21 protein-coding genes are annotated in these 21,818 nt (G+C 70.6%); 14 read left to right on the forward strand and 7 right to left on the reverse strand.

Features of this window, described 5'->3' with window-relative positions; genetic code table 11:
* Positions 1 to 33: 33 nt before the first annotated feature.
* On the reverse strand, positions 34 to 1,575 hold the full coding sequence (locus ABZO29_RS26280) for a ricin-type beta-trefoil lectin domain protein (protein WP_367322643.1): 1,542 nt from the start codon (positions 1,573 to 1,575) through the stop codon (positions 34 to 36).
* Positions 1,576 to 1,751: 176 nt separating this feature from the next.
* On the reverse strand, positions 1,752 to 2,672 hold the full coding sequence (locus ABZO29_RS26285; RefSeq protein WP_367322644.1) for an RNA polymerase sigma factor SigF: 921 nt from the start codon (positions 2,670 to 2,672) through the stop codon (positions 1,752 to 1,754).
* Between the two features lie 249 nt (positions 2,673 to 2,921).
* On the opposite strand from ABZO29_RS26285, the gene ABZO29_RS26290 reads away from it, so the two are divergent.
* The 6 genes from ABZO29_RS26290 to ABZO29_RS26315 all read left to right on the forward strand — a co-directional run bounded on the left by ABZO29_RS26290 (position 2,922) and on the right by ABZO29_RS26315 (position 8,225).
* Positions 2,922 to 3,299, forward strand: a complete 378-nt coding sequence (locus tag ABZO29_RS26290) for an STAS domain-containing protein (protein ID WP_367322645.1) — start codon at positions 2,922 to 2,924, stop codon at positions 3,297 to 3,299.
* A 253-nt stretch (positions 3,300 to 3,552) separates the two neighbouring features.
* Complete coding sequence (locus tag ABZO29_RS26295; protein WP_367322646.1) at positions 3,553 to 4,068, forward strand: ATP-binding protein; 516 nt, start codon at positions 3,553 to 3,555, stop codon at positions 4,066 to 4,068.
* 205 nt (positions 4,069 to 4,273) lie between these two features.
* Positions 4,274 to 4,957: an LPXTG cell wall anchor domain-containing protein gene (locus tag ABZO29_RS26300; protein ID WP_367322647.1), complete on the forward strand. Its 684-nt coding sequence runs from the start codon at positions 4,274 to 4,276 to the stop codon at positions 4,955 to 4,957.
* Positions 4,958 to 4,984: 27 nt separating this feature from the next.
* Positions 4,985 to 5,821, forward strand: a complete 837-nt coding sequence (locus ABZO29_RS26305) for a hypothetical protein (RefSeq protein ID WP_367322648.1) — start codon at positions 4,985 to 4,987, stop codon at positions 5,819 to 5,821.
* A complete protein-coding gene (locus ABZO29_RS26310) occupies positions 5,818 to 6,897 on the forward strand; it encodes a hypothetical protein (RefSeq protein WP_367322649.1) in 1,080 nt (359 codons plus the stop codon). The genes ABZO29_RS26305 and ABZO29_RS26310 overlap by 4 nt, the downstream gene beginning before the upstream one ends.
* Positions 6,894 to 8,225, forward strand: a complete 1,332-nt coding sequence (locus ABZO29_RS26315; protein WP_367322650.1) for a hypothetical protein — start codon at positions 6,894 to 6,896, stop codon at positions 8,223 to 8,225. Before ABZO29_RS26310 ends, ABZO29_RS26315 begins: the two co-directional genes overlap by 4 nt.
* Before the next feature lie 79 nt (positions 8,226 to 8,304).
* On the opposite strand, the gene ABZO29_RS26320 is transcribed toward ABZO29_RS26315, so the two are convergent.
* Positions 8,305 to 9,801 carry an oligopeptide:H+ symporter gene (locus tag ABZO29_RS26320; RefSeq protein ID WP_367322651.1) on the reverse strand — a complete coding sequence of 499 codons (1,497 nt, stop codon included), beginning with the start codon at positions 9,799 to 9,801 and terminating at the stop codon, positions 8,305 to 8,307.
* 329 nt (positions 9,802 to 10,130) lie between these two features.
* Between ABZO29_RS26320 and ABZO29_RS26325 the strand changes: the two genes are divergently transcribed.
* Positions 10,131 to 10,808, forward strand: coding sequence for a response regulator transcription factor (locus ABZO29_RS26325; RefSeq protein ID WP_018566970.1), 678 nt, complete (start codon positions 10,131 to 10,133; stop codon positions 10,806 to 10,808).
* A 144-nt stretch (positions 10,809 to 10,952) separates the two neighbouring features.
* On the forward strand, positions 10,953 to 12,227 hold the full coding sequence (locus ABZO29_RS26330; RefSeq protein ID WP_367322652.1) for an ATP-binding protein: 1,275 nt from the start codon (positions 10,953 to 10,955) through the stop codon (positions 12,225 to 12,227).
* A gap of 15 nt (positions 12,228 to 12,242) precedes the next feature.
* Here the strand turns inward: ABZO29_RS26330 and ABZO29_RS26335 are convergent, their stop codons facing one another.
* Positions 12,243 to 12,749, reverse strand: a complete 507-nt coding sequence (locus tag ABZO29_RS26335; RefSeq protein WP_367322653.1) for a GtrA family protein — start codon at positions 12,747 to 12,749, stop codon at positions 12,243 to 12,245.
* 230 nt (positions 12,750 to 12,979) lie between these two features.
* Between ABZO29_RS26335 and ABZO29_RS26340 the strand changes: the two genes are divergently transcribed.
* From ABZO29_RS26340 to ABZO29_RS26355, 4 genes are all read left to right on the forward strand, one after another.
* The gene (locus ABZO29_RS26340; protein ID WP_367322654.1) at positions 12,980 to 14,119 is read left to right on the forward strand and encodes a 5-(carboxyamino)imidazole ribonucleotide synthase; all 1,140 of its coding nucleotides are present in this window, start codon (positions 12,980 to 12,982) and stop codon (positions 14,117 to 14,119) included.
* 20 nt (positions 14,120 to 14,139) lie between these two features.
* Positions 14,140 to 14,637: a 5-(carboxyamino)imidazole ribonucleotide mutase gene (gene purE, locus ABZO29_RS26345; RefSeq protein ID WP_367326251.1), complete on the forward strand. Its 498-nt coding sequence runs from the start codon at positions 14,140 to 14,142 to the stop codon at positions 14,635 to 14,637.
* Positions 14,634 to 15,821, forward strand: a complete 1,188-nt coding sequence (locus tag ABZO29_RS26350) for a dipeptidase (RefSeq protein WP_367322655.1) — start codon at positions 14,634 to 14,636, stop codon at positions 15,819 to 15,821. The genes purE and ABZO29_RS26350 overlap by 4 nt, the downstream gene beginning before the upstream one ends.
* Before the next feature lie 361 nt (positions 15,822 to 16,182).
* A complete protein-coding gene (locus ABZO29_RS26355) occupies positions 16,183 to 17,307 on the forward strand; it encodes a dipeptidase (RefSeq protein ID WP_367322656.1) in 1,125 nt (374 codons plus the stop codon).
* Between the two features lie 21 nt (positions 17,308 to 17,328).
* Here ABZO29_RS26355 and ABZO29_RS26360 read toward each other — a convergent pair whose 3' ends face one another.
* Positions 17,329 to 17,721, reverse strand: a complete 393-nt coding sequence (locus ABZO29_RS26360; RefSeq protein ID WP_367322657.1) for a VOC family protein — start codon at positions 17,719 to 17,721, stop codon at positions 17,329 to 17,331.
* A gap of 14 nt (positions 17,722 to 17,735) precedes the next feature.
* Positions 17,736 to 18,095 (reverse strand): VOC family protein, encoded by a 360-nt coding sequence (locus ABZO29_RS26365; RefSeq protein ID WP_367322658.1) that lies wholly within the window; start codon positions 18,093 to 18,095, stop codon positions 17,736 to 17,738.
* A 120-nt stretch (positions 18,096 to 18,215) separates the two neighbouring features.
* On the opposite strand from ABZO29_RS26365, the gene ABZO29_RS26370 reads away from it, so the two are divergent.
* The gene (locus ABZO29_RS26370; RefSeq protein WP_367322659.1) at positions 18,216 to 18,722 is read left to right on the forward strand and encodes a CGNR zinc finger domain-containing protein; all 507 of its coding nucleotides are present in this window, start codon (positions 18,216 to 18,218) and stop codon (positions 18,720 to 18,722) included.
* 163 nt (positions 18,723 to 18,885) lie between these two features.
* On the opposite strand, the gene ABZO29_RS26375 is transcribed toward ABZO29_RS26370, so the two are convergent.
* The gene (locus tag ABZO29_RS26375; protein WP_367322660.1) at positions 18,886 to 20,229 is read right to left on the reverse strand and encodes a UDP-glucose/GDP-mannose dehydrogenase family protein; all 1,344 of its coding nucleotides are present in this window, start codon (positions 20,227 to 20,229) and stop codon (positions 18,886 to 18,888) included.
* Between the two features lie 204 nt (positions 20,230 to 20,433).
* Between ABZO29_RS26375 and ABZO29_RS26380 the strand changes: the two genes are divergently transcribed.
* Positions 20,434 to 21,591: an acyl-CoA dehydrogenase gene (locus ABZO29_RS26380; RefSeq protein WP_367322661.1), complete on the forward strand. Its 1,158-nt coding sequence runs from the start codon at positions 20,434 to 20,436 to the stop codon at positions 21,589 to 21,591.
* The last annotated feature ends 227 nt before the right edge of the window (positions 21,592 to 21,818 follow it).

Below are 21,818 nucleotides of genomic sequence, written 5' to 3' on the forward strand. Positions count from 1 at the left end.
TCCCTTGGATTCCGACGCGCCGGACGGGCGGGGTCAGGCCGCCCCCGCCCGCCAACGCTGCTCCCTGTCTCCGTTCAGCGACTCCAGCGACACCCAGTCGCCCCCGTTCTCGGGCGTCACCGCCGTCTCGATCGCGATCGCCGGGCGGATCGCGCCGTCGTCGTCCACGACGAACTTGAGGTTCTGGCCGTTGCGTCCCTCCACCGAGGCACACGTCCAGATCCCGACGCCCCTGTCCGTCGAACCCCGGCTGTCCAGGCAGTAGTCGGGATCGGCGTACGACTGCAGCACACCGCGCGCGGAGTCGACCCGCCAGCGCTGGGTGCGTGACGCGGTGCAGGGGGTCGTGACGACGTCGGTCCCGTTGAAGAAGGCGCCGGCCACGTCCAGGCACAGTCCCGAGCCGACGTTCACTACCTGGGCGTACGTGCTGTTCGGCGGGTGTGTCGGGGAGGGCGTGGGAGAGGGCGGTGCCTTCGGGCGTGAGGTGCGCGCCGGGGCGGAAGTCCGGGACGGGGACGGAGACTTGGAGGACAGCGAAGGCGAGGGACTGGCCGACACCGTTTCTGTCACGGTCACTGACACCGTCGGCGGAGTCACCGGCGTGCCGACCGAACTCACCGGGTCCCGCGACGGCGAAGCACCGCCCTGCGACAACAGCAAGAACGCCAGCGGAGCCAGCGCCACACCGAGCGCCGCCGAGACGAGGACGGCGCGGCGCCGGTACGGCGGCCAGGTCGCGGCCGCCGCAAGGTCATCGTCGTCCCACTCACCCGAGGGGTCGTCCGCGACGTACGCCGAGCCAGCCCAGGGCAGCAACCCTTCCGCCAGCGCCGTACGCGGCGCGTTGTGGAGGGCGGACAGCTCCTCGTACGCCGCCGTACAGTGCGGGCAGTGCGCCATGTGGGCGTGCAGGTCGGCGCTGTCGCGGGGACTGTCCGGGCGTACCGACTCCTCGATGAGGCGGCGGAAGTCGCGGCAGTCGGGGTCGGTGGAGGCGGCGAGACGGGAGCGCAGGCAGGCCTGGCCCAACTGATGGAGTGCCTGGTCCACTCCGTACGTCACGTCTTCGCGGGTCAGGCCGAGGAAACCGGCCGTCCGTTCCACCGGCTCCCGGTCCACGAGCGCGTACCAGATCAGGCCCTGTGTGCGGGAGGCGATGGACTCGTACGCAGCGAGCATCGGCGCGGCGGGGCCGGCGGTGCCCGCCGCGTTGAGGACCAGCAGCAGGCCGGAGTCCAGGCCCACAGCCCGCTCGCCCGTGGCCCACGATGCGGCCAACCGCCAGGTCGTCAGCAGCAGTTGGTGGCGCCAGGGGACCCGGGGCTCGATGCCGCGCCCCGTCTCCCGGGCCGTGAGCGTGAACGCCTGGGCCGCCAACTGCCGTGCTGCCGACTCGCCCGAGGTGCACAGGCGCGCATAGGCGAGCACGGCCGCGCGGTGGCGTGCGCGGAGTTCCTGGAGTGCGGAGTACGCGTCGGCGGTGTTGGCGTGCAGCAATTCGCTGAGCCGCGCGTCCGACGTGCCCGCTTCGACCCCACGACCACAGTCCGTGCCGTCGTCGGCCCGAGCCATCCACCCGCCTCCTTGCAGCAGCGCGGCCCGCCGGAACGCATACCTACCGGCGGGTATGACGGCTCATAGTGGAGGAAGGAAACCCATGGGGAAAGAGTTTCCGTGGGTAACCCATGGGACCCGTGCAACCCATCCAGCCCGTGCAACCCACGAAGGGCCCGACCGGGGGACGGCCGTCATTCCTCGATCGTCAGTCCCTTCCGCAACCGCACCAGCGTCCGCGACAGCAGCCGCGACACATGCATCTGCGAGATGCCGAGCTCGTCGCCTATCTCCGACTGGGTCATGTTGGCGACGAAGCGGAGGGAGAGGATCTGCCGGTCCCGGGGCGGCAGTTCGGCGATGAGGGGCTTCAACGACTCGACGTACTCGATGCCTTCGAGGTCGTGGTCCTCGTAGCCGATGCGGTCGGCCAGCGCACCCTCCGCGTCGTCCTCCTCCGGCTGCGCGTCCAGGGAGGAGGCCGTGTAGGCGTTGGACGCCGCCATGCCCTCGACCACCTCGTCGTTCGAGAGGCCCAGGCGCTCCGCCAGTTCCCCGACCGTGGGCGCCCGGTCGAGCTGCTGGGCCAGTTCGTCGCCGGCCTTGGCCAGGTCGAGCCGGAGTTCCTGCAGCCGGCGCGGGACGCGCACGGACCACGAGGTGTCGCGGAAGAAGCGCTTGATCTCGCCGACGATGGTCGGCATCGCGAAGGTGGGGAACTCGACGTTGCGGCTCAGCTCGAAGCGGTCGATCGCCTTGATCAGGCCGATCGTGCCGACCTGGATGATGTCCTCCATCGGCTCGCTGCGGGAGCGGAAGCGGGAGGCGGCGAACTTGACCAGGGCGAGGTTGAGTTCGACGAGCGTGTTCCGTACGTACGAGTACTCGTGGGTGCCTTCCTCGAGGGACTCCAGCCGCTCGAAGAGGGTCTTGGACAGGGCCCGTGCGTCGACGGGACCGACCTCGTCGTACGGGGGGATCTCCGGAAGCCCGGCGAGTACGTCGTCCTGTTCGGTGACTGCCTCGTGGCGGGTCCGCTCGATGGGATCCAGATGTTCCGGAGGGGGTGTCGACGTCGCCCTCTGGGTATGCGATGCGTCGAGCCGGGGTGACATGATGTCCTCCATCGTTCTCGGCATATGGCTGCCGAAGCCAGTTTGTGCACTGCGGTGTGCGGCGCCTCCAAAGCCGGCCGTGTCGGGTACGTGTCCTTACTAGCCCTACCCGCTTCTCCGAGCCCGCCGCAAGTGCGTTTACATGGCAAATGTCCCTTTTTGGGCGGTTGTTCGAGCCTTTGAGTGTGTGAGGAAGGCGTAGGGTTCCAGTGCGTACGTCAGCAGCCACGACCTCGGGAGAGAGACGGCATGGACCACGGGACGGTCGGCAGCGCACAGTCGGGCCGACTTCTGGTGGAGGTGCGGGAAGAGGGCTCCAATGCCGTCGTGACCCCCGCGGGTGAGCTCGATCACCACACCGCCGATCTGTTGCGTGAACCACTCGAGGACTGCCTCGCCAAGGGCTTCAGCCGGCTGGTCGTCGACTGTTCGCGGCTGGAGTTCTGTGACTCCACGGGGCTCAACGTGCTGCTCGGAGCCCGGCTGAAGGCGGAGGCCGCCGGTGGCGGAGTCCATCTCGCCGGGATGCTGCCCGTGGTGGCGCGTGTGTTCGAGATCACGGGAGCCGAGGCGGTCTTCACCGTCCACGACACGGTCGGGGCGGCTCTGCGCGACGACGCCGGCTGACCCCGCGGCACCTCGTCCCGGTGGCCACAGCCGTTGACCGGCGCTTCCCGGACATCGCGCCGACCGCGCCGAAAAGGGGGGTGTTCTGCCGGTTCGGTCGGGCAGGAGACATCCTGAACATGTCGGCCGACGAAAACGGCGGGGCCGCGAGGGGCGGAAATGGGGAACCAGCGGTGACGGGCGCGCCGTGGATCTACGTACTGAGTACTGACTCTTGAATCGTGAACTGGTGAATCGGTGAGGTGAAGCGCTGATGAGCACCACCCGGCCTATCTCGCCGGGCTCCCCGGAGCCCAGCGGCGCTTCCGGGGTGCCCGAGGGGGGTGAGGCCGTGCCGTCCACCGAGGGTCGGCCCGAGGACCGGCAGGTGCGCAGGCTGAGCTTGGACGGCCGGAGCGGTGTGGTCCCGCTCGCCCGCGACTTCGCCCGCCAGGCCCTGTACGCGTGGGGCTGGCTGCCCGCCGCCACGGCCGACCAGCGGGCCGCCGCCGAGGACGTGCTGCTCGTCGTCTCCGAACTGGTCACCAACGCCTGCCTGCACGCCGAGGGGCCGGACGAGCTGTGGCTCGGCTGTGACAAGAAGGTGATCCGCATCGAGGTCTCCGACCGCGGCACAGGCCGGCCGGCCCCGCGCACCCCGCACCGCGCCGGGCGCCCCGGTGGGCACGGCATGTTCATCGTCCAGCGCCTGTGCCTGGACTGGGGCGTGGTGCGGACCGCCGGGACGGCGGGCAAGACGGTGTGGGCGGAACTGGGCGCACCGGCGTAGGAAACGCCGGGTTGCCGCGGGGCGGCACCCGATCATCCTCCGTGCTGCTGTTACCGAGGGTCACTCCGGTGGCCGGTCCTCCACTCGAACCCCCTTTCCCGCACGCCGGATCCCCACAACTCCGGCGTGCGCTGTGTCTTCCCTCCTCACGGCCCCGGGCGTACCTTGACGGCCGATCTGATGTGCCGTCAGGAATGAGGGGACCGTGTCGAAGCAGAAGCGAACCGCCGCGCTCGCGTCCGCCGCGGCCCTGGCCGGCGCGGTGGTGCTGATGGCCGCCCCCGCAGCCCGGGCCGAGGTCGTCGACGTCAACTACGCCTGCAAGACGCCCATCGGCGACAAGAGCGCCGTCTCGCCCATCGACATCAAGGGCGTCAAGAGCGGCAGCGGCTACAAGATCACCATGTCCTGGCAGAAGGGCGTCTCGTCCAGCCCGGTCGAACTGGGCAAGGGCGCGATGAAACCGAGCGCCACCATCAAGCTGGGCGGAGCCGACAGCGGCACGATGACCGTCTCCGGCCCCGCCAACCAGGAAGCCATACCCGCCGACACCCCCATCAAAATCAACGACTTGACGGGCACCTACACCCCCAAGAAGACCGGCAAGGTCACCTTCACGGCCGCCGTGCTCACCATCAAGGCCCTCGGTACGACCACCACCTGCACGCCCACCAACAGCCCGGGCCCGTCGCTGAAGCTCGACGTCACGGCCGCGGGCGGCGGCTCGGGCGGCACCACCCAGAGCGGCTCCGGCGGGGAGCTCCCGCAGACCGGCCCCGAGGACTCGGCGATCGCCCTGGGCACCCTCGGCGGCACGGTCCTGCTCGCGGGTGCGGCCGGCGCGCTGTGGCTGACGAGGCGGAACCAGGCGGCGCGCGTACGCCGCTGACATCCCGCACGACCGTTGGAGCCGCCGATGTCGTCTGCCGTCCGTGTCCTGTTCGTGTCCCTCCTGGCCGTGCTGGCCGCCGCGCCCGCCGCGACGGCCGCCGACGGCTGGTCCCTCGCGCCCTCCGGCTCCGGCCGCCCGTCCTTCTACGCAGAGGGCGCGCCCGGGACGGTCCTGCAGGACACGGTGTCCGTGACCAACCTGGGTTCGGAGCCGGTCACCTTACAGCTGCGCGGCGCCGGCCTGCCCCTCACCTTCGCCGAACAGGAGATCGGCGTCCCCGCCCGCACCCGGGCCGACGTCCCCTTCACGGTGACCGTCCCGGAGGGAACAGCGGACCGTGCGGGCACGATCGTCGCGCGGGACGGCGACGGTCGTACGGCCACCGTCCGGATCCTCCTGCGGGCCGGCGGACCCGCGCTGTCCGCGCTGACCGTCGAGCACGTCGCCGTGCGCGGCGACCGCATCACGTACGACCTGGTCAACCGCGGCACCACGACCCTCACGCCCATGCTCGCGGTCCGCGCGGACGGCGTCCTCGGCACGGTCCTCGACCGCGCCCCGCGCTCCCTGCCCGTCGAACTTCCGCCCGGCCGCCGCCTGGAACTCAGCGAGCCCTGGCCCGGCCGGCCCGCCCTGGACGCGGTCGACGTACGGCTGACGGTCACGGCGGCGGGCGGGGCGCACGACACGGCCACGGCGTCGGCGCGGTTCGTGCCGTGGGGTGCGGTTGCGGGGTTGGGGAGCCCGCTGGCGGCGGGCGGCGCCCTGTTCGCCGTACGACGTCGAAGGCGCCGTACGGCAGGCGGCCCTGTGGCCGAACACCCCAGTGCCGAAGCCGAGTTGACGGGAGCGACGACGTGAGCGGCAGACTGCGGATACCCGCGCTGATCGCGGTGCTCGCGCTGCTCCTGCTGCCCTTTCCGGGCACGGCTGCGGCGGACGGCCCGACCGTGAAGCTCTCCAAGTCCCAGGCGGGCACGGGCGGTTCGGTCACCGTCAGCGGAACCGGCTGGCGGCCGAACGCGCTGCTGATGATGCTGATCTGCGGGCAGTCCGTACCGTCCCGGGGCGTGCCCGGCGGCACCAACTCCTGCGCCAACGCCGACGGCCGGGCCGTCACGACCGACGCCAAGGGCCGCTTCAACAAGGACCTGCCGGTCGCCGAACCGCCGGTGCCGTGCCCGTGCGTGGTGCACGTCGCCACGGTGACCGGGGCGAAGGCCCAGGCCGACGCGGTCTTCATGGTGGCCGGACACGCCGTCGAACCGCTGCCCGGGGAGTCGGCCGACGGGCGGCTGTCGATCCTGATGGACACCCGGCTCGACGGGTCGAGCGGCCTGCTGACCTGGTTCGGCGCACCGCCCTCGCGCACCCTCGTCTTCACCGCCGGCAATGTCGGCACCGAGGCGATCAAGAACCCTGTCTTCCAAGTGGGGACCTCCCACGGCGTGTTCGCCCCTGAGTGGGAGGACCAGCAGTGGCGCGGCACCCTCGAACCCGGCAAGAAGGCACAGATCAGGCTGCCCGTCGGGCTGGCGGCCGGGGCGCACGGCGACTACACCGTGTCGCTTGAGTACGGCGGCAGGGTCCTCGCCGAGCAGCCGTGGGGCGTCGGTCGCCCCTGGGGTGTGACCCTGTTCTGGATCCTGGTCTGCCTGGTGGTTCCGGCCGCCCTGTTCCGCGTCGGGATGGCCGTCGTGGACCGGGTACGGCCGCGCACGGCGGGCGGTATCCGGCACCGCGGGCTGCGCCTGCCCGCCTTCACCGTGCGTCTGCCGAAGCCCTCGGGGGCTCAGGAGCAGACGCCTCCAACGACCTCGACCCTGCCGTGGTTCACCCCGGACGCCGATCCGGGCACGGCCGGTGGTCGGCTCTCCGCACCGCACGACGACAGTCCGACGAGTCCCACGACTCCCACCAGGAAGGGATCCACGTGAGCGAGCGAAGGAGAGTCACCCCGGCCGGCGGGCCGCACGTACGGAGAGCGAGCGCGGCGGGCGCCGCGCTGGTACTCGCCGGGGCAGGCGTGCTGCTGGGTGCGGCCGCCGGGCCCGCGCAGGCCGCCGAGGTGTCGTACGCGACCCACTGCATCCCGCCCGCGGGCTCCGGAGTGGACCCCGTCGACGGCACCACCAAGGTGGAGATCACCGCGCCGGCCACCGCGAAGGTGGGCGACGAGGTCGAGGTGGTCTGGAAGTTCGTGCAGGCCGCCTCGAAGAACCCCGGCCCCATCGACCTGCCGGCGAACTCCGTCAAGCCGACCGGCACCCTCAAGGCGGCCGGTGCGCAGACCGGCGACATCCCGATGCAGGGATCGCAGGAGAATCCGGTCATCCCCAAGGGCTCGGACATGGTGATGTCCGATATGAAGGGCACGCTGAAACTGACCAAGGCCGGCGAGGTCACGCTGACCCCGGACGCCTACGACATCAACGTCCTGGGGACGGTCACCAAGTGCACGCCCACGGAGACCGTGAAGTCGGCGGCGACCATCGACGTGACGGAGGGCGGCGGCAGTTCCTCCGCCGAGCCGAGCGGCAGCGCGTCCGCGAGCGCGTCGAGCACGCCGAGCAACTCCGCGAGTGCGAGCGCGAGTGAGAGCGAGGGCACGGACACGGGCGGTTCCAGCGGCGGTGACGACGGCGGCCGGACCGACTTCACCGGCAAGGAGGTCGAGATCCCGTACACCTGCCAGTCGCCCCTCGGCGAGAAGAAGGCGACCTCTCCCATCCAGATCAACGCCAAGAAGGACGGCGGGAGTTTCGACCTCACCGTGCAGTTCAAGAAGTCGGTGATGAACAGTCCGGCCGACATCCCCAAGGACTCGGTCAAGCCGTCGATGGAGGTCGTCCTGGGCGGCGCCGACGAGGGCACCGTGCACGTGGAGGGCCCGACCAACTCCGAGGACATCAAGACGGGCGACCCGATCGAGATCCCCGACCTGACCGGCACCTACAAGCCCGGCGCGACCGGCGAGTCGACCCTCTCGCCGGGCGTCCTCACGATCGAGGCCCTCGGCACGACCACGACATGCACCCCGGACAGGACCGAGGTCTCCCTGACCCTGGACACCGCCGAGCAGGCGAGCGGCGCATCGGGTGGCTCGTCGTCCACCTCCGGCGGTACGTCGACGAGCGGCGGCCTGGCGGAGACGGGCGCCGACAACGACGGAGCGTTGAAGGCGCTTGGCCTGGTGGCGGGAACGGCCGTCCTGCTGGGGGCGGCGGTGTTCACGTTCCTGCCGGGCCGGCGGCGCCTGCGCTGACGTACTCGCGGCTCCGGACAGCCGGAGGGCCACCGCTCCCCTCCAGGGTGCGGTGGCCCTCCGGAACCGTGGACGTACGTCAGTGGACGTCGCCCATGAGCTCCCTGACCCGCTTGCGGTACATCCACACCGCCGCACCGGCGATCACGGCGAGAACCGCTTGGAGGGCCACGACGCCCGTCTTGTTGAGGTCGACACCGGCGATGGAGAGCAGGCCGGTCGTGGCGTCACCGGCGGTGACCGCCAGGAACCAGACGCCCATCATCTGGGAGGCGTACTTCGCCGGTGCCATCTTCGTCGTCACCGACAGACCCACCGGCGAGACGGTCAGCTCACCGATCGTCTGGACGAAGTAGATCCCGACGAGCCACATCGCGGCCGCCTTGTGACCGCCGTCGGCGATCGTCAGCGGGGCGAGGAACAGGATGAAGGACGCGCCGATCAGGACCAGGCCCGTCGCGAACTTCACCGCGGTGCTCGGCTCCTTGCCGCGCCGCGCCAGCGCCAGCCACATCCAGGCGAAGACCGGGGCCAGTGCCATGATCATGACCGGGTTGACGGACTGGTACCAGGAGACGGGGAACTCCCAGCCGAAGACGGTGTTCTCCGCCGAGGAGTCGGCGAACAGGGACACCGTCGAGCCGCCCTGGTCGTAGATCATCCAGAACACGGCCGCGGCCACGAAGAACCAGATGTACGCGGACATCTTCGACTGCTCGACGCGGTCCAGTTCCTTGTCCCGCTTGATGCGGGCGATGACCATGACCGGGATGATCAGGCCGGCCAGCGTGATCGGGACGAGCAGCCAGTTCAGCGTGTAGTGGCCGGAGAAGCCGACGACCGCGTAGAAGACGATCGCGACGGCCGCCCAGAACGCCGACTTGCGCAGCGTCCTCGCCTTCTCCACGGCCGACAGCGGCGTCGGGACGACGTCCGAGCGCGAGCTCAGGTGACGGCTGCCGAGCAGGAACTGGGCCAGCCCCAGCGCCATGCCGAGCGCGGCGAGCGCGAAGCCCAGGTGCCAGTCCACGTTCTCGCCGATGGTGCCGATGACCAGCGGGGCGGCGAAGGCGCCGAGGTTGATGCCGATGTAGAAGACCGTGAAGCCACCGTCGCGGCGCGGGTCGTCCGGGCCGTCGTAGAGGTGGCCGACCATCGTGGAGATGTTGGCCTTCAGCAGACCCGAGCCGACCGCCACCAGGCCGAGGCCCGCGTAGAAGGTGCCGGAGTTCGGCAGGGCCAGGGTGAGGTGGCCCAGCATGATGATCGCGCCCGCGACGGCGACGGTCCTGCGGGGGCCGAGGACGCGGTCCGCGAACCAGCCGCCGGGGAGGGCGAGCAGATACACCAGCGACAGGTACACCGAGTAGATCGCGGTCGCGGTGGCCGCGCTCAGGTGCAGGCCGCCGGGTGCCACCAGGTACAGCGGCAGCAGCGCCTTCATGCCGTAGTAGGAGAAGCGCTCCCACATCTCGGTCATGAAGAGGGTGGCCAGGCCTCGGGGGTGGCCGAAGAAGGCCTTCTCGGAACCGGGGGTGCCCGCAGTCACCGAGTCCTTCGTCAGGCTGGACGCCATGGTCGTTCCTTGCTGGTCGCACAAAAAGAGACCTTCAGCGTCAAACGAGAGCCAAAGGGTCTCATGATGCTGAAGGTGTTGATTCACCATACGGCAGGACAGTGCCGGAAATGGAAGAACTTGAGACACGAATCACAGGCGATCATGGAACCGTGCTTCGGTTTCGAAGGTCACTCCCAGGATCGCATCGCGTGACCACAGGTCTGCACCAAGATCGCGAGGCGGCGCGTGAGAAGCACGTGAGGATCCATGTCCGGCATGTCCCTGGGTAAGAAACAGCGGCGGCGATCACACCCCTGGGGCCGTCCGATGCGGACTACCATCTGCTCATGACCCGTGTACTGCTCGCCGAGGACGATGCGTCCATCTCGGAGCCGCTGGCCCGCGCCCTGCGCCGCGAAGGGTACGAGGTCGAGGTGCGTGAGGACGGACCGACGGCGCTCGACGCCGGAATGCAGGGCGGCGTCGACCTGGTCGTGCTGGACCTCGGTCTGCCCGGCATGGACGGCCTGGAGGTCGCCCGCCGGCTGCGCGCCGAGGGCCACACCGTGCCGATCCTCATCCTGACCGCGCGTGCCGACGAGGTGGACACCGTCGTCGGGCTCGACGCCGGGGCCGACGACTACGTCACCAAGCCCTTCCGGCTCGCCGAACTGCTCGCCCGGGTCCGGGCCCTGCTGCGGCGCGGTGCCGCCGAACCGCAGCAGCCGCCCGCCACGCACGGCGTGCGCATCGACGTCGAGTCGCACCGTGCGTGGATGGGAGACGAGGAACTCCAGCTCACGGCGAAGGAGTTCGACCTGCTGCGGGTGCTGGTGCGGGACGCGGGGCGGGTGGTCACGCGCGACCAGCTGATGCGGGAGGTGTGGGACACGACGTGGTGGTCTTCGACCAAGACGTTGGACATGCACATCTCCTGGCTGAGGAAGAAGCTGGGCGATGACGCGGCGAATCCTCGGTACATCGCGACTGTGCGTGGGGTCGGGTTCCGTTTCGAGAAGAGCTGAGCGGGGTTGCCGGTTCGCCGTTGAGCCCGGGGGTTCGGGTTCCTCGGCGACTGCGGGTTGTCCGCGGCTGGTCGCGCAGTTCCTCGCGCCCCTCAAGGGCGCTGTACACACTGTTCGTTGTAAAGCCGCCGTCCGGAGAGCCCTGTGCGTCGCCGTCTGATTCAGTCCACCCTCGCTGTCGTGCTCGTCGTCATCGCCGTGTTCGGGGTCTCCCTCGTCATCGTCGAGACGCGCACGATCAGTAACAGTGCCCAGGAACGGGTGGAGTCCGAGGCGCTGCGGCTGGCCAGCATCGTGGACAGCCGGCTGCTCGGTGCGGAGGCCGTCAACGCGGAGATCCTGGGGAAGCAGGTCACGCAGGAGCGTTACGCCGTGATCCGGATCCCGGGGGAGGCGCCCATCGAGATCGGCTCCAAGCCGGTCGGTGAGGTCATCAGCGCCACGGAGCCGGGCGAGGAGGGCGAGACCGTCACGGTCATGGAGCCGCGCTCGACCGTGACCCGGGAGGTCGGCCGCACGCTGCTGATCATCGGGGCCGTGGCGCTGCTCGCGGTGATCGCGGCGGTGCTGCTGGCCGTCCGCCAGGCCAACCGCCTCGCCTCCCCGCTGACCGACCTCGCGGAGACGGCCGAACGCCTGGGCTCGGGCGACCCGCGCCCCCGCCACAAGCGGTACGGCGTCCCGGAGCTCGACCGGGTCGCGGACGTGCTGGACTCCTCCGCCGAGCGCATCGCCCGCATGCTGACGGCGGAGCGCCGCCTTGCCGCCGATGCCTCCCACCAGCTGCGCACGCCACTCACCGCGCTCTCCATGCGCCTGGAGGAGATCACTCTCACCGACGACCCGGACACGGTGAAGGAAGAGGCGAACCTCGCACTGACCCAGGTGGAGCGCCTGACGGACGTGGTGGAACGGCTGCTCACGAACTCCCGCGACCCGCGCACCGGCTCCGCCGTCACCTTCGACCTCGACGAGGTCATCCAGCAGCAGCTCGCCGAGTGGCGTCCCGCCTACCGCAGCGCGGGCCGCGCGATCGTCAGCTCGGGCAAGCGGCATCTGCAGGCGGTGGGCACGCCGGGGGCGGTCGCGCAGGTCCTGGCGGCACTGATCGAGAACTCGCTCATGCACGGCGGCGGCACGGTGGCCCTGCGCACCCGCGTCACCGGCAACCAGGCCGTCGTCGAGGTGACCGACGAGGGGCCGGGGGTTCCCGCCGATCTGGGCGCACGCATCTTCGAGCGCGCGATCAGCGGACGCAACTCGACGGGGATCGGCCTGGCGGTGGCACGGGACCTGGCGGAGGCGGACGGCGGCCGGCTGGAGATGCTGCAGGCCCAGCCGGCGGTGTTCGGGCTGTTCCTGTCGCGCACGCCGCTGAAGCGGCCGCTGACGGAGGAGGGCGAGCCCACGGTCAGGTGAGCCGCGCGGGCGGGCTCAGCTGACCCGCTGCGTGGTCCTCGGTTTCTTGGTCTCGGACGCCAGGAACGATTCCGCTCTGGCCACCGGGGTCTCCCGCACGGGCAGCGCCCGGAACACCCACGTCCGGTACGACCAGAACCGGAACAGCGTCGCCACCCCGATGCCGAAGAACTTGAAGACGTTGTTCTGCAGCGGGCTGTCCCATCCGAAGCCGTACGTCGCCGCGAACAGGATCCCGTTCTCGATCACCAGCCCGACCGCGCTGAACAGCAGGAACAGCGACAGTTCCTTCGTACGGCCGCTCTTGTCGCGGTCCCGGTACGTGAAGTGGCGGAAGCCGATGTAGTTGAAGGCGATCGCGACGACGGTCGCGATGACGCTCGCCCGCACGACCTGCAGATCGGTGACGTGGCGCAGCAGGTTGAACACGCCGAGATTGACGAGAATGCCGGCAGCGCCCACGGCGCCGAACTTGGCGACCTCGTGCACGAGCCGTCGAAGCCCCGAGGAACCACGTCCCATGGTCGTTCAGGCCCCCGTCCGGGTCGAATACGTCAACGCAGCCATGCTAACCACCCTCGCCGACTGTTTCCTGTGCTCGGGCTCACGGGTCGGAAACAGGTCGGGAAGGGGCCGGGAAATATGCGGTATGAGACAGGAAAAGGCCTGGTAAGAGGCGCGGTGTCCGGCGGGAAAACCTGCCGAAAACGGCCGGAACCCGGCCCGCGCGGCACGGCCGATACCCTAGGTGCGTGACGTTCCCGGTAGTCGGCATGGTCGGCGGGGGTCAGCTCGCTCGTATGACACACGAGGCGGGCATCCCGTTGGGCATCAGGTTCAAGCTCCTCAGTGACACCCCTCAGGATTCCGCGGCGCAGGTCGTGAGCGATGTCGTCGTCGGCGACTATCGCGACCTCGAGACGCTGCGCGAGTTCGCGCGCGGTTGCGATGTGATCACCTTCGATCACGAACATGTACCCACCGAGCACCTCCGGGCACTGGAGGCGGACGGCATCCCCGTGCGTCCCGGGCCCGACGCGCTCGAGCACGCCCAGGACAAGGGCGTGATGCGCGCGAAGCTCGACGCGATCGGAGTGCCGTGCCCCCGGCACAGGATCGTGAGCGACCCGGACGATGTGGCGGCGTTCGCCGCGGAGGGCGACGGATTCCCCGTCGTCCTCAAGACCGTCCGCGGTGGCTACGACGGCAAGGGCGTATGGGTGGTGGACTCCGCCGAGGAGGCCGCCGACCCCTTCCGCGCGGGCGTCCCCGTCCTCGCCGAGGAGAAGGTCGACTTCGTCCGCGAGCTCGCCGCCAACGTCGTACGCTCCCCGCACGGCCAGGCCGTGGCGTACCCGGTGGTCGAGTCCCAGCAGGTGAACGGCGTGTGCGACACGGTCGTCGCCCCGGCCCCCGACCTGGACGAGGCCCTCGCGCTGAAGGCCGAGGAGATGGCCCTGACGATCGCCAAGGAACTCGGCGTCGTCGGCCACCTCGCCGTGGAGCTGTTCCAGACCCGCGACGGCCGCATCCTCGTCAACGAACTGGCGATGCGCCCCCACAACTCGGGCCACTGGACCCAGGACGGCGCGATCACGTCCCAGTTCGCCAACCACGTCCGCGCGGTCCTCGACCTCCCCCTCGGCGACCCGCGCCCGCGCGCCAGGTGGACGGTCATGGTCAACGTCCTCGGCGGCGACTACCCCGACATGTACTCGGCGTACCTGCACTGCATGGCGCGCGACCCCCAGCTCAAGATCCACATGTACGGCAAGGACGTGAAGCCCGGACGCAAGGTCGGCCACGTCAACACCTACGGCGACGACCTCGGCGACGTGCTGGAGCGCGCCCGTCACGCAGCCGGTTACCTGAGAGGCACGATCACCGAATGAGCCCCGTTGTTGGCATCGTCATGGGGTCGGACAGCGACTGGCCCGTCATGGAGGCCGCCGCCCAGGCCCTCGACGAGTTCGAGATCGACTACGAGGTCGACGTCGTCTCCGCGCACCGCATGCCGCGCGAGATGATCGCGTACGGCGAGCAGGCGGCCGAGCGTGGACTCAAGGTGATCATCGCGGGTGCGGGCGGCGCCGCCCACCTGCCCGGCATGCTCGCCTCGGTCACCCCGCTGCCGGTGATCGGCGTCCCGGTCCCGCTGAAGTACCTGGACGGCATGGACAGCCTGCTCTCGATCGTGCAGATGCCGGCCGGCGTCCCGGTCGCGACCGTCTCCGTCGCCGGCGCCCGCAACGCCGGTCTCCTCGCCGCCCGCATCCTCGCCGCCCACGACGAGGAACTCCTCGGCCGCATGCGGGAGTTCCAGCAGGACCTCAACGACCAGGCCACCGAGAAGGGCAAGCGTCTGCGCTCCAAGGTGGAGGGAAACAACGGTTTCGGCTTCGGGAAGTGACGGCCGTGAGCTCTCTGGAGACAGCCCGGGAACTCCTGCGTGAGTTCCCGGTCGTCGACGGGCACAACGACCTCCCCTGGGCGCTGCGCGAACAGGTCCGCTACGACCTCGACGCCCGCGACATCTCCACCCACCAGAACGCCCACCTGCACACCGACATCCCGCGCCTGCGCGAGGGCGGCGTGGGAGCGCAGTTCTGGTCGGTGTACGTCCGCTCGGACCTGCCCGACGCGGTGCCGGCGACCCTCGAACAGATCGACTGCGTACGGCAGTTGCTCGCCCGGTACCCCGGCGACCTGCGGGCCGCGCTGACGGCCGCCGACATGGCGGAGGCGCGCGCGGACGGCCGTATCGCCTCCCTCATGGGCGCGGAGGGCGGCCACTCCATCGCCAACTCCCTCGGCACCCTGCGGGGGTTGTACGCACTGGGGGTCCGCTACCTCACCCTCACCCACAACGACAACGTGGCATGGGCGGACTCGGCGACGGACAAGCCGAACGTCGGCGGCCTCTCCGGCTTCGGCCGCGAGGTGGTCCGGGAGATGAACCGCCTGGGCATGCTGGTCGACCTCTCGCACGTGGCGGCGACGACGATGCGTGACGCGCTCGACACGTCGACGGCACCGGTGATCTTCTCGCACTCCTCGTCCCGGGCCGTGTGCGACCACCCCCGCAACATCCCCGACGACGTCCTGGAACGTCTCCCCGCCAACGGGGGCGTCGCGATGGTGACGTTCGTGCCGAAGTTCGTGCTGCAGGCGGCGGTCGACTGGACGGCCGCGGCCGACGAGAACATGCGCGCCCACGGCTTCCACCACCTCGCCACCACCCCCGAGGCGATGAAGGTGCACCGCGCCTTCGAGGAGCGCAACCCGCGCCCGGTCGCCACCGTGGCCACGGTGGCGGATCACCTGGACCACATGCGCGAGGTGGCCGGCGTCGACCACCTCGGCATCGGCGGCGACTACGACGGTACGGCCTTCACACCCGACGGCCTGAACGACGTCTCCGGCTACCCGAACCTGATCGCGGAACTCCTCGACCGCGGCTGGTCCCGCTCCGACCTGGCCAAGCTGACCTGGCAGAACGCGGTACGGGCCGTGGGCGCGGCGGAGGACGTCGCACGGGACCTCCGGGCGACGCGGGGACCGTCGAACGCGACGATCGAGGCGCTCGACGGCTGAGGTTGCCTCCCGCGAGGACCGGCGATCGGACACCCGGCGTTGCGGCTGCCCCGCGGCCGGGCGCGCCACCACGCACCCGCAGTCGCCCGCGCGCCGGAGCGGGTCGTGGTGGTGCGCCGCAGCCCGTCGCCCGGCTGGTCCCCACGCCGTGCACGGTGGCAGCGGGCAGAGGGGCACAACCCGCGACGGGCTCGCCGTACCACCACGACCCCGACCACCCACCGGCGGTAGGCAAAAGCGCCCAACCTCCGGAAGCCCCCGTACCCCCGAACGCCCCGCTCACCAGGAAGCCCCCCTCCGCTCCGTGCGACGGTGGCCGTACTGCTGAGCACGGCGCCGATCACGACGTACGGAGACCGCCATGGCCGACCTCCAGGACGAACTGCACACCACCGGCGAGGTCGGCGAGCTGCCACTGGAGGGTTTCCCGACCGGGGAGCGGGAGCAGGAGCTCTGCAGTCCTCTCTCCGACCCCGACGCGGCCCCGCTGGAGCGCGCTCACGCCATCCTCGCCGCACACCCCGTCGCCGACGGCTACAGCGGACTGCCGTGGGCGCTGCGGCACCTCCCCTGGTACGACCTCGAGCTCGGCGAGAGCGCCGTCGACACGGACGTGCCCCGGCTGCGCGAGGGCCACGTCGGCGCGCTGTTCTGGTCACTGCACCTGCCCGAGGGCCTGGCCGCGGACCGGGCCGTCGGCGCGACCCTGGAGCAGCTGGACCTCGCGCGGTCGGTGATCGGCGCCCACCCGGAGGGGCTGCGCCTGGCCCGCGCGGCGGGGCAGGTCATCGACGCCCACAACTGCGGCCGCGTCGCCATCCTCCTGGGCCCGGCGACGGCCGCCGCACTCGACGACTCCGTCGGCATTCTGCGCGTCCTGCACTCCCTCGGCCTGCGCGTCCTCACCCTCACCGGCACCTCCTGGGCGAGCGAGGCGGGGCTGACCCGGTTCGGTGAGGAAGTCCTGCGGGAGATGAACCGGATCGGCGTGCTCGCCGACCTCTCCGGCGCCTCCGAGGCCGTGATCGGCCGCGCGATCACGCTCTCCAAGACACCGGTGCTGTGCACCCGCTCCGCCGCCCGCGCCCTGCGCCCCCACCCGGCCAACCTCCCCGACGACCTGCTCGCCGAGCTGGGGGCCGCCAAGGGCCTGTGCCTGGTGCCGCTGACCGCCGAGCAGACCGGCCCGACCGCACGGGACGTCGCCGACCACCTCGACCACGTACGCGCCCTCGCCGGCCCGGAGTGCGTCGGCCTGTCGGGCACGTACGACTCCGGCGCCGCCCACCCCCAGGACCTCGCCGACGCCTCCGGCTACCCCCGCCTCATCGCCGAGCTGCTGCACCGCGGCTGGTCCGAGCCGGACGTCGCCCTGCTCACCTGGGGCAACGTCCAGCGGGTGCTGCGCACCGCCGACTTCACGGCACGCGCGGCACAGCTGCGCAGGGACCCGTCCACGGCGAGGATCGCGGAGCTGGACGGATAGACCTCACACGGACGACAGGTGTCACACGGGATCGATCCGGCACAGACAGAACGGATGCCCCGCCGGATCGGCGTACACCTGGAAGTCCTTCTTCTCCCGGTCCTCGAGGTCGAGCGGGCGTGCCCCCAGCGCGAGGACCTTCTCGTGGGCCGCGTCGATCTCCTCCCATGTGGAACCCGCCTCGAAGTCGAGGTGGAACTGCTGCGAGTTCCGGTCGGCGCGCGGCCACTCGGGCGGGGTGTGTCCCGGAGCCCGCTGGAAGGACAGCCGCGGACCGTCGGGCACCCGCAGCACGACCCAGTCGGGATCCTCCTCCTCGGGCGTGCCGCCGACGACCCCGGCGTAGAAGCGGGCCAGGGCCCGCGGGTCGGGGCAGTCGAGCACGACGGAGCGGAAACGTGTCACGGGTGCCATGGGCGCCTCCCGGCTCAGCTCTTGCAGAGGCAGAACGGGTGCCCCGCCGGGTCCGCGTACACACGCCAGGAGCGCGAGCGGTCCTCCGTGTCCAGCGGCTTGGCACCCAGGGCGAGCACCCCCTTCTCGGCCGCGTCCAGGTCGTCGACGGTGAGGTCCAGGTGGAACTGCTGCGAGTGGTCGGCCGCGGGCCACTGCGGGGCCGCGAACCCGGGGGCGGCCTGGAACGCCAGCGGCTGTCCGCCGGGCACCTCCAGGTCGACCCACTCCCCGTCGCCTTCGACCGTGCCGCCCAGCACCTCGGCGTAGAAACCGGCCAGCGAGCGCGGGTCGGGACAGTCCAGGACGACGACACCCAGCTTGGCGAGAGCCATGACCAACTCCTCCTTCGTTACCTCTAAGAGGCGTCAATAGGTAACTGCGTTACCGCATACTCCCGCACAGGGGGTAACGTCGCAGGGGATTCGCCCCTTCGGGAGATAGCGTGTGCAGCCATGAGTGAGAGATCGCCCGCACCGGAGGGCCTGGCTCTGGTCGAGTCCCTGGTGAACACGCTGGACATCGAGTCGGGGGCCGACGCACTCGACACGGCGGACGGCCGGGCGCGCTTCGGGCTCACCGAGGACGAGGTCCCGCGGGCACGCGAACTGCGCGAGTCGCTGCGCGCGACGCTGCTCGCCCATGCGGGCCACCCGCCGCACCGCACGGTGACTCCACTGAACGACCTGCTGGCCGCGGCCCCGCTGCTGGTCGCGGTCGACGGTACCGACGGCTCGGCCGCCCTCGTACCGGCCGACGACGGCCCGCTGCACTCGAGAGTGGCGGCGGCGATCGCCCAAGCACTCGTCGCCGGCACCTGGAACCGGCTCAAGGCCTGCGAAGCCGTCACCTGCCACTGGGCCTACTACGACCGCAGCCCGGCCGGCCGCGGCCGCTGGTGCTCCATGTCGGTGTGCGGGGCGCGCGCGAAGATGCGCCGCTACCGGGCGAAGGAGCCGTGATCCGGGCGGGATCCGCAGAAGGCCTCAGGAGCGGGATCCACAGGACGTGCGCGAGCGTGATCCACAGGAGGTTCACGGCTCGCCGCACAGCGGGATGGTGCAGAATGCGACAAGACGCCGGTTCGGCCGACTGAGCCTCGGCCGAACCGGCGTCGCCCGATCATCAGGCGGTCGGACGCCCCATCGCCCGGTACGTCCAGCCGGCCTTCCGCCACAGCGCCGGGTCCAGGGCGTTGCGTCCGTCGAGGATCAGCCGGGTCGCCGCGACCTCGCCGAGCGCGGCCGGGTCCAGCTCGCGGAACTCCCGCCACTCGGTGAGATGCAGGACGACGTCGGCGCCCCGCACGGCGTCCAGCGCCGAGCGGGCGTAGCCGAGGGTGGGGAAGACCCGGCGGGCGTTCTCCATGCCCTTGGGGTCGTAGACGGTCACCTGAGCGCCCTGGAGGTGGATCTGCCCGGCGACGTTGAGCGCGGGCGAGTCCCGTACGTCGTCGGAGTCCGGCTTGAACGTGGCGCCGAGCACGGCGACCCGCTTGCCCAGGAACGGCCCGCCCCCGACCGCCTCCCGCGCCAGCTCCACCATCTGCCCGCGCTGGCGCATGTTGATGGAGTCGATCTCGCGCAGGAACGTCAGGGCCTGGTCGGCACCCAGTTCACCGGCGCGCGCCATGAAGGCCCGGATGTCCTTGGGCAGGCAGCCGCCGCCGAACCCGATCCCGGCCCGCAGGAACTTCTTCCCGATCCGGTCGTCGTATCCGATGGCCTCGGCGAGCTTGGCGACATCACCGCCGGCGGCCTCGCACACCTCCGCCATGGCGTTGATGAAGGAGATCTTGGTGGCGAGGAAGGAGTTCGCGGACGTCTTCACCAGCTCGGCGGTGGGGAAGTCGGTCACGACGAAGGGGGAGCCCTCCGCGATCGGCGTGGCGTACACCTCCCGCAGCAGCTCCTCGGCCCGCTCGCTGCGCACGCCCACCACGATCCGGTCGGGACGCAGGGTGTCCTGCACGGCGAAGCCCTCGCGCAGGAACTCCGGGTTCCAGGCCAGCTCGGCGTCCGGGCCGGCGGGCGAATGCGCGGCGAGATAGGCGGCGAGCCGGTCCGCGGACCCGACGGGCACGGTGGACTTGCCGACCACCAGGGCGGGACCGTGCAGGTGAGGGGCGAGCGAGGCGATCGCGGACTCGACGTACGACATGTCGCAGGCGTACTCGCCGTGCTTCTGCGGGGTGTTGACGCAGACGAAGTGGACGTCGCCGAACGCGCCGACCTCGGCCCAGTCCAGGGTGAAGCGCAGCCGGCCGCTGCTCCCCTCGAACCCCGCGACGTGCCGCCGCAGCAGCTCCTCGAGGCCCGGCTCGTACATCGGGGTCTCGCCCCGCTCGAGCATCTCGATCTTCTCGCGGACGACGTCGAGGGCGAGCACCTCGAAGCCGAGTTCGGCCATGGCCGCTGCGTGCGTGGCACCGAGATAACCGGTACCGATCACGGTGATCTTGAGGGCCATGGGTGCACTCCAGAGGTGTACGGCGGTGATGCGCTGCCTGAGCATAGTCGGGGCGTGCGCACGCCCCCCACCTCGGCAGTTCCCTCTCACCCTTTCCCCTGTCGCCAAGCTCACGTATCACTCGGATGGGCGGACCCTTAAACTTTGAGTTACTTAACGGTAATTAGCGAGATCACCACCAGCGTCCTTGGAGCGTGAGAGACCTTGGCCGGATCGGCTGACTTCGACCTGTACCGCCCGTCCGAGGAGCACGACATGCTCCGCGACGCCATCCGATCGCTGGCCGAGGCGAAGATCGCGCCGTACGCCGCCGCGGTGGACGAGGAGGCCCGCTTCCCGCAGGAGGCGCTTCAGGCCCTGGTCGCGAACGACCTGCACGCCGTGCACGTACCGGAGGAGTACGGCGGCGCGGGCGCGGACGCGCTGGCGACGGTCATCGTGATCGAGGAGGTGGCGCGGGTGTGCGCCAGCTCCTCCCTGATCCCCGCGGTGAACAAGCTGGGTTCGCTGCCCGTCATCCTGTCCGGCTCCGAGGACCTGAAGAAGAAGTACATGACGCCGCTCGCCAAGGGCGAGGCGATGTTCTCGTACTGCCTGTCCGAGCCGGACGCGGGCTCCGACGCGGCCGGCATGAAGACGAAGGCGGTCCGCGACGGCGACCACTACGTCCTCAACGGCGTGAAGCGCTGGATCACCAACGCGGGCGAGTCCGAGTACTACACGGTGATGGCGGTGACCGACCCGGAGAAGCGCAGCAAGGGCATCTCGGCCTTCGTGGTCGAGAAGTCGGACGAGGGCGTCTCCTTCGGCGCTCCCGAGAAGAAGCTCGGCATCAAGGGCAGCCCGACCCGTGAGGTCTACCTCGACAACGTCCGCGTCCCGGCGGACCGCATGATCGGCGAGGAGGGCACGGGCTTCGCGACGGCGATGAAGACCCTGGACCACACCCGCATCACGATCGCCGCGCAGGCTCTCGGCATCGCGCAGGGCGCGCTGGACTACGCCAAGGGCTATGTCCAGGAGCGCAAGCAGTTCGGCAAGCCGATCGCCGACTTCCAGGGCATCCAGTTCATGCTCGCCGACATGGCGATGAAGATCTCCGCCGCCCGCGCCCTGACGTACCAGGCGGCGGCCGCCTCCGAGCGCGGCGACGCCGACCTCACGTACCAGGGCGCAGCCGCGAAGTGCTTCGCCTCGGACGTGGCGATGGAGGTCACGACCGACGCCGTCCAGCTGCTCGGCGGCTACGGCTACACGCGCGACTACCCGGTGGAGCGCATGATGCGCGACGCCAAGATCACCCAGATCTACGAGGGCACGAACCAGGTCCAGCGGATCGTGATCGCGCGCAACCTGCCGTAGCGGCGGGAGAGTTGACGGACGAAGGGTGCCCGGTGATCCGGGCACCCTTTTCTCATCCGTTCGGCGGGAAGCCGTAACCCCAATGGCTTCCAGGCGCAGGTCCCGATGATCCGCCGAGGGGACGTGCGGTTGTGGGGCAAACCGTGCGGATTGGGTGCCTCCGCCCGATGGCGCGGGGCGCCCGGGAGGCGTACGACGGAAGTGCACGCACGGGGTCCGGGACTCGC

The sequence above is a fragment of the Streptomyces sp. HUAS ZL42 genome, from assembly GCF_040782645.1.
In the GTDB taxonomy this organism is placed as follows: Bacteria; Actinomycetota; Actinomycetes; order Streptomycetales; family Streptomycetaceae; genus Streptomyces.

Coding starts and splice junctions, on each gene's coding strand:
- ABZO29_RS26280 (WP_367322643.1), bottom strand. CDS start 1,575: ATGGCTCGGGCCGACGACGGCACGGACTGTGGTCGTGGGGTCGAAGCG.
- ABZO29_RS26285 (WP_367322644.1), bottom strand. CDS start 2,672: ATGTCACCCCGGCTCGACGCATCGCATACCCAGAGGGCGACGTCGACA.
- ABZO29_RS26290 (WP_367322645.1), top strand. CDS start 2,922: ATGGACCACGGGACGGTCGGCAGCGCACAGTCGGGCCGACTTCTGGTG.
- ABZO29_RS26295 (WP_367322646.1), top strand. CDS start 3,553: ATGAGCACCACCCGGCCTATCTCGCCGGGCTCCCCGGAGCCCAGCGGC.
- ABZO29_RS26305 (WP_367322648.1), top strand. CDS start 4,985: ATGTCGTCTGCCGTCCGTGTCCTGTTCGTGTCCCTCCTGGCCGTGCTG.
- ABZO29_RS26320 (WP_367322651.1), bottom strand. CDS start 9,801: ATGGCGTCCAGCCTGACGAAGGACTCGGTGACTGCGGGCACCCCCGGT.
- ABZO29_RS26325 (WP_018566970.1), top strand. CDS start 10,131: ATGACCCGTGTACTGCTCGCCGAGGACGATGCGTCCATCTCGGAGCCG.
- ABZO29_RS26335 (WP_367322653.1), bottom strand. CDS start 12,749: ATGGGACGTGGTTCCTCGGGGCTTCGACGGCTCGTGCACGAGGTCGCC.
- purE (WP_367326251.1), top strand. CDS start 14,140: ATGGGGTCGGACAGCGACTGGCCCGTCATGGAGGCCGCCGCCCAGGCC.
- ABZO29_RS26355 (WP_367322656.1), top strand. CDS start 16,183: ATGGCCGACCTCCAGGACGAACTGCACACCACCGGCGAGGTCGGCGAG.
- ABZO29_RS26360 (WP_367322657.1), bottom strand. CDS start 17,721: ATGGCACCCGTGACACGTTTCCGCTCCGTCGTGCTCGACTGCCCCGAC.
- ABZO29_RS26365 (WP_367322658.1), bottom strand. CDS start 18,095: ATGGCTCTCGCCAAGCTGGGTGTCGTCGTCCTGGACTGTCCCGACCCG.
- ABZO29_RS26370 (WP_367322659.1), top strand. CDS start 18,216: ATGAGTGAGAGATCGCCCGCACCGGAGGGCCTGGCTCTGGTCGAGTCC.
- ABZO29_RS26375 (WP_367322660.1), bottom strand. CDS start 20,229: ATGGCCCTCAAGATCACCGTGATCGGTACCGGTTATCTCGGTGCCACG.